9 protein-coding genes are annotated in these 12,846 nt (G+C 62.5%); 2 read left to right on the top strand and 7 right to left on the bottom strand.

From position 1 onward, the window contains the following. Nucleotides 1-1,663, top strand: a 1,663-nt coding sequence (mutS, locus tag BHQ40_RS21985) for a DNA mismatch repair protein MutS (protein WP_083277105.1), incomplete at its 5' end; no start/stop codon positions are given. A 66-nt stretch (nucleotides 1,664-1,729) separates the two neighbouring features. Beyond that, complete coding sequence (locus tag BHQ40_RS21980) at nucleotides 1,730-4,510, top strand: [protein-PII] uridylyltransferase (RefSeq protein WP_070157934.1); 2,781 nt, start codon at nucleotides 1,730-1,732, stop codon at nucleotides 4,508-4,510. 15 nt (nucleotides 4,511-4,525) lie between these two features. On the opposite strand, the gene BHQ40_RS21975 is transcribed toward BHQ40_RS21980, so the two are convergent. The 7 genes from BHQ40_RS21975 to BHQ40_RS21945 form a co-directional block, all read right to left on the bottom strand. After that, complete coding sequence (locus BHQ40_RS21975; RefSeq protein ID WP_070157933.1) at nucleotides 4,526-5,032, bottom strand: L,D-transpeptidase family protein; 507 nt, start codon at nucleotides 5,030-5,032, stop codon at nucleotides 4,526-4,528. Continuing rightward, nucleotides 5,029-6,087: a GTP cyclohydrolase II gene (ribA, locus tag BHQ40_RS21970; protein WP_070157932.1), complete on the bottom strand. Its 1,059-nt coding sequence runs from the start codon at nucleotides 6,085-6,087 to the stop codon at nucleotides 5,029-5,031. Before ribA ends, BHQ40_RS21975 begins: the two co-directional genes overlap by 4 nt. Continuing rightward, a complete protein-coding gene (locus BHQ40_RS21965; RefSeq protein ID WP_070157931.1) occupies nucleotides 6,087-6,884 on the bottom strand; it encodes an exodeoxyribonuclease III in 798 nt (265 codons plus the stop codon). The genes ribA and BHQ40_RS21965 overlap by 1 nt, the downstream gene beginning before the upstream one ends. A gap of 292 nt (nucleotides 6,885-7,176) precedes the next feature. After that, nucleotides 7,177-7,806, bottom strand: coding sequence for a LolA family protein (locus BHQ40_RS21960; RefSeq protein ID WP_139139422.1), 630 nt, complete (start codon nucleotides 7,804-7,806; stop codon nucleotides 7,177-7,179). 573 nt (nucleotides 7,807-8,379) lie between these two features. Next, nucleotides 8,380-8,694 (bottom strand): helix-turn-helix domain-containing protein, encoded by a 315-nt coding sequence (locus BHQ40_RS21955; RefSeq protein ID WP_070157929.1) that lies wholly within the window; start codon nucleotides 8,692-8,694, stop codon nucleotides 8,380-8,382. Nucleotides 8,695-8,813: 119 nt separating this feature from the next. Then, nucleotides 8,814-11,036: a KAP family P-loop NTPase fold protein gene (locus tag BHQ40_RS21950; protein WP_070157928.1), complete on the bottom strand. Its 2,223-nt coding sequence runs from the start codon at nucleotides 11,034-11,036 to the stop codon at nucleotides 8,814-8,816. 104 nt (nucleotides 11,037-11,140) lie between these two features. After that, nucleotides 11,141-12,846 (bottom strand): DNA translocase FtsK (locus BHQ40_RS21945; RefSeq protein ID WP_070157927.1); only part of this gene is annotated, 1,706 nt, incomplete at its 5' end.

Here is a 12,846-nt window from a genome sequence, read left to right as displayed (position 1 = left end):
GATAGACCGGCGTCTCGACCTTGTGCGCCATCTGCACGACGCCAGCGGTCAGCGCGACCATCTGCGCAGCGCCCTGCGGGCCTTGCCGGACATCGGCCGCGCGCTTGGCCGCATCGTCATGGGCCGGGGCAGCCCGCGCGATCTCGGCCAGTTGCGCGACGGCCTTACCGGCGCGAGATTGCTGCGCGAAAGGATCGGCAATGGCGAGGATAAGCCCGCCTTGCTGCGCGACCTGCTCCCCGCGCTCGACGGTCATGGCCAACTCGTCGATCATCTGACCCGCGCGCTCGTGCCGAGCCCGCCGACGGAAGCGTCGAGCGGCGGCTATATTGCCGACGGCTATGATGCCGCGCTCGACGAACTGCGGGCGATGGCGGGTGATGGCCGCCGCGCCATCGCCGCGCTGGAGGCGCGCTATCGTGAGCAGACCGGCATCACCGCGCTCAAGATCCGGCATAATGGCGTCCTTGGCTATCATGTGGAGGTGCCCGCCCGCTCCGCCGACGCCCTGATGAAGGAAGGGAGCGGCTTCACCCACCGCCAGTCGCTCGCCGGCGTCGTGCGTTTCAATTCGGTCGACCTGCATGAACAGGCGAGCCGCGTTGCGCAGGCGGGCGCACACGCTCTCGCGGCGGAGGCTGCGCATCTGGAGGATATGATCGCCGCGGTCGTCGCGCACCGTTCGGCCATCGCCGCCGCGGCGCAGGCGCTAGCCCGGCTCGATGTCTCCTCCGCCCTGGCCGAGCGCGCCGCCGAGGGCGGCTGGTGCCGCCCGCAATTTGAGGATGGCCAGTGCCTCGACATTACCGGTGGTCGCCATCCGGTGGTGGAGGACGCGCTGGCGAAGGAGCGGGAGCCTTTTGTCGCCAATGACTGCCGTCTGGTCGGCGACGACCGGCTCTGGCTCGTCACCGGCCCGAACATGGGCGGCAAGTCCACCTTCCTGCGCCAGAACGCGCTGATAGTCATCCTCGCGCAGGCGGGCAGCTATGTGCCCGCCGCCAGCGCTCGCCTCAGCCTTGTCGACCGCCTGTTCAGCCGCGTCGGCGCATCGGACAATCTGGCGCGGGGCCGGTCGACCTTCATGGTCGAGATGGTGGAGACAGCGGCGATTCTCGCCCAGGCGACCGAGCGCAGCTTCGTCATTCTGGATGAGGTCGGCCGCGGCACCTCCACCTATGACGGCCTTGCTCTCGCCTGGGCCGTGGTGGAGGCGGTGCATGAAACGAACCGCTGCCGCTGCCTGTTCGCCACCCATTATCATGAGCTGACCCGGCTTGCGGAGAAGCTGGATGCGCTCTCGCTCCACCATGTCAGCGCGCGCGAGTGGAAAGGCGACCTCGTGCTCCTGCACGAAGTCGTGCCCGGACCCGCCGACCGCAGCTATGGCCTTGCCGTTGCGCGTCTCGCCGGGCTTCCCGCCGCCGTCCTCGCCCGCGCGAAGGAGGTGCTTTCGCGGCTTGAGGCAGGGAAGGCGAAAACGGGCGGCATCGCTGCGGGCCTTGACGATCTGCCGCTGTTTGCCGCCACCATCCAGGCCGAACCGGAAAGGGTTGATCCCCTGCGCGAAGCCCTGTCTGGCATGGATGTCGATGCCTTCAGCCCCCGTGAGGCGCTGGATCAACTCTACCGCCTCAAGCAGATTGCGCAGGGCGAGGCATAGGCGCGCTTTGCACGGGTGTTGAAATCGCTGTTTCCCCTTACCGTGCAACGCCCTACATAGGCGGCAATGACAACCCCTTTCGATACATTGCCCCAACGCCGCGCCATTATCGACCGTCGCGCCTTGTCCGACGCGATCGCCGCCATCGCCCAGGAAAAGAAGGGCGATTCCGCGCAACTGCGCGCCGCGATCGTGGGGGAATTGCGGGTGGCGCTGGAAAATGGCCGGTCGGAGGCTGCCCGCCGTCTGGCGGCCCGGCCGACGCGCGGGCGAGAGATGGTGTCGGCGCTCGCCTTTCTGGTCGATCAGATATTGCGCATCCTCTATGATGCGACCACGCAATATCTTTATCCGATCAGCAATCCCAGCACCGGGGAACGCCTCGCCCTGATCGCGGTGGGCGGCTATGGCCGGGGGGAGATGGCGCCCTTCAGCGACGTCGATATCGGGTTCATCACGCCGTACAAGCCGACCGGCTGGACAGAGCAGGTGATCGAATCCATGCTCTATTCGCTGTGGGATCTGGGCCTGAAGGTCGGCCATTCAAGCCGCTCCATCGATGAGACGATGCGCATGGCGAAGGCCGACCTGACCGTTCGCACCGCGCTTCTGGAGGCGCGCTATGTCTGGGGCGACAGGGGGGTCTATGAACAGACCGCCACCCGATTCTCATCCGAAGTGATGGAGGATACGGCGCGCGCATTTGTCGCCGACAAGCTGGCCGAGCGCGACGCCCGGCACAAACGTATGGGCGACAGCCGCTACGTCGTCGAACCCAATGTGAAGGAGGGGAAGGGCGGACTGCGCGACCTCCATACGCTGTTCTGGATCGGTAAATATGTGAACCGCGTCCGGTCCGTGTCGGAACTGGTCGATGCGGGTCTCCTCACCACCAACGAGTTGCGCCAGTTTCAGAAGGCGGAGGATTTCCTGTGGGCTGTCCGCTGCCACTTGCACCTGATCGCCGGGCGCGCTGAGGACCGGCTGACCTTCGACCTTCAGCTTGAGATCGCCACGCGCACGCACTTTGCCGCGCGCGCAGGCCGCTCGGCGGTCGAGCGGTTCATGCATTATTACTTCCTCAACGCGAAAACCGTCGGCGACCTGACGGCGGTGTTCCTCGCGCATCTGGACGATGTCTGGGCCGCGCGCGGGCGGCGCTATATCCCCTCCTTCTTCCGCCGCCCGCGAAAACTGGACGGCTTCATCCTGGATCGCGGTCGGATCGCGCTGCCATCCGACAATTTCTTCGTCGAAGACCCTGTGCGCTTGCTGGAGATATTTGCGGTGGCGGATCGTCACGGCCTGGCCATTCACCCGGCCGCCATGCGCACCGCCAGCCGCGACGCGCGGCTGATCGACGCCAGGGTGCGCAAGGACCCGCGCGCCAACGCCGCCTTCATGGATGTGCTGACGTCGCCGCGCGACCCGGAAACCGTGCTGCGCTGGATGAATGAGGCCAGCGTATTCGGCCGCTTCATTCCCGATTTCGGCCGCGTCGTCGCCCAGATGCAGTTCGACATGTATCATCACTACACTGTCGACGAGCATACCATCCGCGCCGTGGGCCTACTGGCGAAAATCGAAAAGGGCGATTTCAAGGACGATCATCCCCTGTCCTCGAACCTGATGGACAAGCTGATCTCCCGCCGTGCGCTTTATGTCGCGGTGCTGCTGCACGACATCGCCAAGGGGCGGGGCGGTGACCACAGCATATTGGGCGCGGATCTGGCGCTGCGCCTGTGCCCGCGGCTTGGACTGACGCCGGCGGAGACCGAAACGGTGTCCTGGCTGGTCCGTTATCACCTGCTGATGTCGGCGACCGCTTTCAAGCGCGACCTGTCGGATTACAAAACCATCCTCGATTTCATTGAGGTTGTGCAAAGCCCGGAACGTCTGCGCTTGCTCCTGATCCTGACCGTGGTGGATATCCGCGCGGTCGGCCCCGGCGTCTGGAATGGATGGAAACGACAGTTATTGACGGACCTCTACGATTCCGCCGAGGAGGTTCTGCGCCTGGGCCACAAGCAGAAGGGGCGCAGCGAACGGGTGGCGGCCAAGCAGCAGGCGTTGCGCGATATTCTGGCCCTGCCGGGTGCGGATTTCTCGGCTCTGCAGAAGCGTTTCCCCGAATCCTATTGGGTGGCCGAACCAGAGGACATATTGGAGCATAACGCCCGCCATATCCTCGCTGCCGGGGATTCGCCCTTGTCCATCGCGGCGGAGGGTTATCCGCGCCGCGGCGCGACGCTGGTCACGGTTTATGCCGCCGACCATCCTGGGCTGTTCTACCGGATCGCGGGCGCCATCCATCTGGCGGGCGGCAACATCATCGACGCGCGTATCCACACCATGCGGGACGGCATGGCGATCGACAATTTCCTGGTGCAGGACCCGCTCGGCGGCCGTTTCGACAGTCCCGACCAATTGGCCCGCATCAAGCGTTGCATTGAGGAAGCGCTCGCCAACCGGCACAAGCTAGTCACGAAGCTGGAGGCGCGGCCATTGCCCCGCACCCGCGCCGAAGCGTTTCAGATCGTCCCCAATGTCCTGATCGACAACAAGGCGTCGAACCGCTTTACCGTGGTGGAGGTCAATGCCCGCGACCGGCCGGCGCTACTTTTCTCGCTGGCCAACGCGCTGTTCCAGTCGAAGCTGACGGTGCACAGCGCCCATGTCGCCACCTATGGCGAGCGAGCGGTGGATACCTTCTATTTGACCGACTTGCTGGGCGGAAAGGTGGAGAGCAAGGCGCGCCTGCAGAGCCTGGAACGCCGCCTTCTTGAAGCGGCGGGAGCGATTACCGAGGAACCGGTGGAGAAGGTGAAGGAAACAGCGCCTGCCTGAACCGGGCCGGATAGCTCAGAATATTCGCATCGCCGTGTCGCCCTTCAGCATGGGCGCGATCCGCAACATCTCCTCCCGCGCGATCGCCACGCAGCCTTCCGTGGGCCTGCCTTCGACCCAGATGTGGAAGAAGATGGCGCTGCCCGCGCCTGGCTGCGGAGGGGAATCATTATGGCCGAGCACCACGATGACGTCATAGGCCTGGTCGTCCCGCTGCAGCGTTTCGGTTGAAAAACCGCGCGGCAACTGCACCGGCCGGTTGTAGCTGGGGTCGGCCGCGTCATCCGACCAGCCGTCGCCCTCGCGCGTCCACCGCCACGGCGCTGAGGGAAAGCGGTCGAGCGACACCCTGCCGGGGCGCAGAAGGACGCCGCGCACTGGCCAGACGCCCAGTGGCGTACAGCCATCGCCTTCCTGTTTTGCTGATGCGGGGCAGCTACCGCCCTTGCCGATGGCGCAGGGAATGTCGATGTCGCCAAACCGTAATCGCCCGGCGGCGGCGTCGACCTCTATAACGCTCAAAGCTGGTGCCCCGTCCGGTCGCGCTTGGTGACCAGATAGCGTTCATTATGCGGATTGGCGGCGATGGCGAGCGGGAGCCGCTCCTTCACACTGACACCTGCCGCCTCCAGCCCCGCGACTTTCGCCGGGTTGTTGGTCAGCAGGCGCACCTCGCCAACCCCCAGCAGGTTCAGCATCCGCGCCGCAACGGAAAAATCGCGCGCGTCGATGGCGAAGCCCAGCCGGGTGTTGGCGTCCACCGTGTCAAACCCCTGATCCTGCAATGCATAGGCGCGCAGCTTGTTGACCAGGCCGATGCCGCGCCCCTCCTGCCGCAGATAGAGCAGAACGCCCCATGGCGCGTCAGCGATCTGGTGCAGCGCCTCATGCAGTTGCGGCCCGCAATCGCATTTCAGCGATCCCAGCACGTCGCCGGTCAGGCATTCGCTGTGCAAGCGCACGACCGGCGGGCTGCCGTCACGGTTCCCGACAATCAGGGCGATATGCTCGCGGGGTTCCTCCGGACTGCGGAAGGCGACGATTTCGGCGTTTTCGCTGGCTGACACTGGCAGGCGCGCGCGCGTTGCGATGGCCAGACGCGCGGCGTCGTCATAGGCGGCGATCTCGTCTGCGCTGACGCTGGCCTCCACCGGCCCTTCGCCGCCGACAAAGAAGGCGGGCAATATACCGGCCAGCCGGGCGATCCGCAGCGCCGCCTTGGCCGCCAACGGCGCATCGATGCGTCCGGCGCGGAACGGCCCCTTCAGCGGAGAGCCAAGGTCGCGCACGGGATCCGCAATGGCTGCCGCGACATCCCGGTCGATCCAGGGAGACCGTTCGATCAGCACTGGAAGCTCCGGGTCCGCCGCCGCGCGCTGGTTGGTGAGTTTCAGCGTTTCGGCGCGGGAGGAGGAGATGAGCAGCGCCGCCTTTCCGTCCGGATCGAACGCGGCGAGGGTCACGTCGTCCGCTCCCTCGATGGCCATCACCCGGCATGCGCCGTCCGCCGCGCGCAGTTCGACCGGCCAGCCCCGGCGCAGAGCGTCGATTGCACGGGCGGCGGCTTTCGGGTCCATCAGAATGCGAATTCCGTAATCAGCGGCACATGGTCGGAGGGCTTTGTCCAGCCACGCGCAGGCTCTGCCACACGGTGGCTGACCGCCTTGCCGGCGATGTCGGGCGTCACCCACATATGGTCCAGGCGACGGCCGCGATCCGATTCCGCCCAGTTCTGCGCCCGGTAGCTCCACCAGGTGTAGAGCCGCTGCGGCGCGGGGTAGAATTGGCGGCCCAGGTCCACCCAGTCATTCGACGCCTGCAGCCGGCCGAGGATTTCGCATTCCACCGGCGTATGGCTGACGACGTTCAGAAGCTGCTTGTGGCTCCACACGTCGCATTCCAGCGGGGCGATGTTGAAATCGCCGGTCAGGATCGTCGGCTTGCTGTCCAGCGCGGTGGACCAGTCAATCATCCGCTGCAGAAACGCCAGTTTCTGCCCGAATTTCGGATTGAGGTCCGCGTCGGGAATATCCCCACCGGCGGGCACATAGACATTTTCGATCCGCACGCCGTTTTCCAGACAGACGCCGACATGCCGGGCCTCTCCATTGGCCTGCCAGTCGAACCGGTCATCCTCCCGCACCGGTACCTTGCTCATGATGGCGACGCCGTGGTGCATCCGCTGGCCGTGGAGGATCTGCCAAGTGTAGCCCAGCCGCCGGAACAGGTCGCCGGGGAAGATGTCGTCCATCACCTTCGTTTCCTGAAGGCAGAGGATATGGGGGGCCTCCTCCACCAGGAACCGCTCCACGATATCAAGCCGGGCGCGGACGCTGTTGATGTTCCAGGAGGCGATCTTCAGGGGTTCGGACATCCCATCCCACTACGGACCAAAGGGGAGAGTCGCAAGGGCATGGGCGCGCCATGCCCCTGACCCGGCGCGGGCAACGAAAGACCCCCGCTCCGGGGGCGTGGAACGGGGGTCTCGATCGCGCCTTTGTGCGCTTCGCGACGGAGCCGAGAGCCAAGGGTAACAGGGGGGAAATCCCCGGCCTCAACCGCGCCGTGAGTTCCTGATTAGCCCCGGCCATATGAGCGGCAGATGAACGAAAGCGTCAGCCTTGCGAACCATCGCGCCAGGGCCACATTTCATCAGGCCCATTTCATCAGCCCGCGCGCCCCTTCGGACGGGGATCGGTCCATTTGAAGGCCGAATCCGGCACCGGCACGCCATATTGCGGATTGGCGAGTCGCACCGACGTCCGGTTGTTCTGCGAATCGAGCGCGACCCATCCGTACAGCTCCAGCCCCGCGGGCGCGGACGCCTTGCGCTGAAAGATCATGGTGATCGTGCCGAACTCCGGCCGCTTGGGGTCCCGCGCCTCGACGCTGAGTACGGACGGGTCGCCGGTTTGGATAACCTTCCCATATTTGCTGAGGTCGCGGGTCGGGTCGAGCAGCGCGCCCAGCGGCGAATTGCCGATAGGCCAGCGCTGCACCTGCCGCACTTCATAATCGATCACGGTCAGCGCCTTGCCGTCGCCGACGATCAGCAAGGGCACGCCCTTCTGATATTGGAACCGTATCTTGCCCGGCTGTTTCAGGGTCAGCTTGCCGGTCAGCGACTGGCCGTTGCGGTCGGTCTGGGTGAAATCGGCGGTCATGGAGGTGACGGCGCGGATATAGGCGTTGACCTTCTGCAGGTCGGCCTGCTGGGCATTGGGGGCCTGTTGCGCGGCGGCGCGCCCCACCGGCAGCGCGGCAAGGGCAAGCGGGGCCGTCGCAGCAAGGGCCATTGCGATAGTCTTGAACGGGCGTTTCACGGGGATCTCGTCTCTCCAAATCGTCGGGCCGAATGTTGGGCCGGGGGGCCAGATGTGCGCCAGCCTGCGGCATCGCCGTTGAACCGGCTGTGAACCCGATCGTTCCGAAAGGGCAAGGAAAAGGTGCGGCGGCGCGGATTTCGCGCGCATCCTATGCGGCCGCTTTTTGGCTCCATCCCTACGCCATACCCCCGTCCGCGCAGGAGGATCAGCCCGGTTGGAGGCCGGGACAAACGCAGCGCCGGGCAGAGAAAATCCAACGAAGTTGCGGAAGTTGCGGGTTGTGACGCGTTTTGGCCGGGAAGTCGCATGTAGGTCCCACAAAAGTCCCTCCTGAGTCCCATGTAGGTCGCATGTGCGTCCCTCCTGCGTCCCACATGCGTCCCTCCCACGTCGCACTTGTGTCCCACATACGTCTCACTTGCGTCGCACTTACGTCCCATATGAGTCCCACTTGCGTCCCATATACGTCGCACTTGCGTCCCATATACGTCGCACCCGGACCGCTCCCTCGGCGCGCTCGCGAGAGGGCGAAATAGTGGCGGATCATGACTTCGCCCTGGCCGCAGGCGCGCGGGCGGGCATGTGGAGGGGATCGAACGGGTCCCCCTGCATCCGCACGGCATGGGCGATCGCCTGCGACCAGGCGCGGTCGAACGGCGTGCCCGACAGCTTTGCGCGAAGCCGATGGGCGCTCCGCGACGTCATCCCCGCCGCCCGCGCGGCGCGCACGACATTGCCGGTGTCGGCCAGGGCCATAAGGAAGATGCGCTGCTTGGCGGGCGTCCAGTGCGCAGGATTGGGGGAGGTCACGCCACGAGGCGCGGCGGGCGGCGGGGTGGGGGTAGGGTGCTGTTCCATGCGGAGAGTGAAGCATGGGGCGTGGGGTGTAGGACAGGGGGAGATAAGATGCCTCTTTTGCTCGAATAAGACGTGCAAACCGAAAGGTCAAAAATTTTACGAACTATTTTGACACGAATTCAATTCTCTGGCTGCATTGCAGATTTAGCCTTTGGAGCTTGACGACGATGAATAACCGAAAATTGATCAGCGATGCGACGGTCAACATCATAGTTATCGTTCCAATTATTCTCCCATGTCGCGGTATCGAGTTCGATGCCGTAGATTGCGCGGAGCTGTGAATATACGCGATCTAAATCCAGCAGTGCGGAAAGTGATTCATATGTTTCAGTGGTAAATTCAGACGGTCGGACGATCCCATTTCCAATTTTGGACCGACCACAAAGGCCTCTGAGTAGCAGAAGTGCATTTTGCGGAGTTGCATCCAGAAAAGCGGATAGTCGGTCCAGCAATGAATGTTTGACTATCTCATCGCAATTCCTGAAAATAGAAAATACTAATTCTCCAAAATGGTCACCCGCACAGTCGACGATGTTACTTTCATCGGCATTTGCGAAAAGGCGTCTCGCCAGAACTGCGGTTATTGGGTGTATTCTCTCAGGAGTGAGAAACCCTCGTTCTTGCCCTTCGGTTTCACGTATGCGAGCCCACCGTAGAAGTTGGCTTATAAAAAACAGGGAGTCAGTGTTCTCCGCTGCAGACATGAGAATTGCATCTTGTCGCGCTGCTTCCATCCTTTGCATTAGCTGGCAAATGAGAATAGCTGCTTGGGAAATGGCAAACGTCCCGAACAGAAAGTCTCCAGATATCGGTATTTTGGAAGCGCGCTTTGCGAGTGCTAAACTCAAGGTGGGAACTGCCGTTAGATCAAGTGTTTCCTCGTGGCGTCTCAGCTTACGGATCAGCAGTTCGGCTGCATTTCTTTCGAACGCGTCATCGAATAACGCTCCGACACCATCTCCATCGTCTGCCTGAGCCCGAGCTAGTATGGTATCAATCTCTTGATCAGGCATATCACCTGTGGGAACGGCATAGGTAAAGTAGCGTCGAAAGTAGTCACTACTGCATATGCGTTTTTCGATTGCCCAATTGGAATCCCAATCATCGCCATATTCCGTTTGGCTTAGGCGGGGGAAAAGCTGCACTAGCAGGTCTCGAATAGCATCCTTCTCGACATCATCAGCCTTCAGTTGTTCAAATGCTCTATCAATTGGTGAGGATGGTGGTTGTCTATATTCTTGGCGACGGTCGCGTCCCTTGAGTACGTTCTCGGAATTGGCGCGGACGGCTTCATAGATTGTGGGATAGAAAATCCTTAATCCTTCGATTAGAATTTGATCAACAACACGTACTTCTCCCTTTAAAACGGGGACTGCGAAGCTAATGGCGTTGTCGAACAGTTTTACCCGCCTAGGCGTTTTCAGCGTATATCCAAAGGCTTCCATCAAGGCATGTCCAAGTTCTGGACCATCCGCTTCACCTAGCTCAATGTTGTTCTCACTAATTACTCGATCGCAAGCAGCAAACATCAAGTCCCTTAACTTATCCGAGCGTGCTGGAGGTAGGTGCAGTGGAACTTGCACGATTTTCTCGAGGAATCGCCTTCCAGCAAGGGGGTCGCCCTTTCCATAAGCCTCTCCCAAGGCTTCGGAAACAATCGCGTCATCAAAAGCCAACAGGTAGGTCGTATGATCGAAATCACCCGACAAGCGGACTAGTTTGAACAAAGTTTGGATATCGCGCCTGTCGAGACGATCTATATCGTCAATAAAGACAACGACCTTTTTCCCATGTTTCCTTAGGAGGCCTCCCACCTTATCGCGGGTTTCTACCAACGCTTCGGTAGTGATCGCTTCACCTACGCTATGAACTACATCCCCAACTTTTGGAATTGCCTTTCCATATGCCGCCATTAAGTCGCCAATGTTCTGTTTTGAAAACCAGCCGCTCTTTTCCAGTTTGTTTTTGATGGAATAAAAGAAACTGCGCGTTATGGCCTCGGTGCTATCGCCATAAAACCATGGATTATAATACATTGTAAGAATGTCGGGTGCCGGCTTCAAATATTCCTCGACCATCGCAAGCGTCGAGGTCTTACCGTCGCCCCATGGTGCATAAATTCCAATGATGAGACTAGACGGATCCCGTCTATGGGAGATGGTTTTGGCTATCTGCTTGGCAAATGAGGCGCGATCAAAGATGTCTTCCGCAACGCTCTTAATTGGCCGATCGACTTGAATGGCTAAGTTGCTCTCTGGTTTCTCAGTGAGGTGTCCATGCTCCGGTGCTAATTGATCTGCCGAAACGCCAGCAGTCGTGAAGATGCGCTTCAATATCTTCATGCTTCTAGACACCTCGTCTGAAGGCCGCAGACGCGATCATCCCGACATGCGGTCAATCTAGTTGAAGGCAGATCGATCTTATTGCAATCTGCTGCCCTCCCCCTCTAAACCGCCTGTCCATTCTCATCGCGCAGCACTTCGCGCCGTCCCACATGGTTGGGTGCGCCGACCAGGCCCTCTTCCTCCATCCTCTCAATCAGCCGCGCGGCGCTGTTGTAGCCGACGCGGAGCTGGCGTTGCAGCCAGCTTGTGGACGCCTTCTGGTTTTCGAACACCAGTTGGCACGCCTTGCGGTATAGCTGCGCGTCCGGGCTGTCGTCGCCCAGGTCAACGCCGTCCAGCGCGAAGCTGCCGTCCTCCGGCTCCTCGGTCACGGCCTGGATATAGTCGGGCGTGCCCTGCGCGCGCCAATGGTCGGCGATGGCGCGCACTTCATCATCGCTGACGAACGGGCCGTGGACGCGGGTGAGGCCCTTGCCGCCCGCCATGTAGAGCATGTCGCCCTTGCCCAGCAATTGTTCCGCGCCCTGTTCGCCCAGGATGGTGCGGCTGTCGATCTTGCTGGTGACGAAGAAGCTGATGCGGGTGGGCAGGTTCGCCTTGATGACGCCGGTGATGACGTCGACCGAGGGGCGCTGCGTCGCGAGGATCAGGTGAATGCCCGCGGCGCGCGCCTTCTGCGCGAGGCGCTGGATCAGGAATTCGACTTCCTTGCCCGCCGTCATCATCAGGTCGGCGAGTTCGTCCACCACCACCACGATCTGCGGCAGCGGCTGGAAATCGAGCTGTTCCTCCTCATAGACCGGCTGGCCGCTTTCCGGGTCATAGCCGGTCTGGACGCGGCGGCCGAGCGGCTTGCCCTTCGCCTTCGCGGCGCGGACCTTCTCGTTGTAGTTGGCGAGGTTGCGGACGGAGATGGACGCCATCATGCGATAGCGGTCCTCCATCTGCTCCACCGCCCATTTGAGCGCGCGGATCGCCTTTTGCGGTTCCGTGACGACGGGAGAGAGGAGGTGGGGGATGTCGTCATAGATGCTGAGCTCCAGCATCTTCGGGTCGATCATGATCAGGCGCAGCTCGTCCGGCGTCATGCGGTAGAGCAGCGAGAGGATCATGCAGTTGAGGCCGACCGACTTGCCCGACCCGGTGGTGCCCGCGATCAGCAGGTGGGGCATGGGGGCGAGGTCGGCGATGATCGGCTCGCCGGAGATATTCTTGCCCAGCACGATGGGGAGGGTGCCCTCCGCAGCGAACTGCTCGCTGGTGATGAGTTCGCGCAGGACCACGGCGTCGCGCTTGGCGTTGGGCAGCTCGATGCCGATGACGGTGCGGCCGGGGATGGTCGCGACGCGGGCGGAGAGGGCCGACATGTTGCGGGCGATGTCGTCGGCCAGCGCGATGACGCGGCTGGCCTTGATGCCCGGCGCCGGCTCCAGCTCATACATGGTGACGACGGGGCCGGGGCGCACTTCGATGATATTGCCCTTCACATGGAAGTCGTCGAGCACGCTTTCGAGCAGGCGGGCGTTGCGCTCCAGGCCCGCGCGGTCGATCTTCTGCCCCTGCGACGGCGGCGGGGCGGAGAGCAGGTCGGCGGACGGCAGCGAGCTGTTGCCGAACAGGTCATCCTGAGACACCGGGGCGATGGCGCGCTGGGCCGGGGCGGGCTTGGGCGACTGGATGGTGATGGGCGGCTTTGGCTCGGCGGAGACGGGGCGGCGGGGCGCGGCCTCCTGCTCCTCGATCACTTCCTCGCCCGCCTCGGTGACCTTCAGGCGCGGCATGGAGAAGCGCGGCAAAGTGGGGCGGA

Origin of the sequence: Sphingobium phenoxybenzoativorans (genome assembly GCF_001757355.1) — a bacterium.
Taxonomy (GTDB): Bacteria; Pseudomonadota; Alphaproteobacteria; order Sphingomonadales; family Sphingomonadaceae; genus Sphingobium; species Sphingobium phenoxybenzoativorans.
Note: the sequence above shows the minus strand (reverse complement) of the source record. Positions and strands in the feature narration are given on the sequence as shown.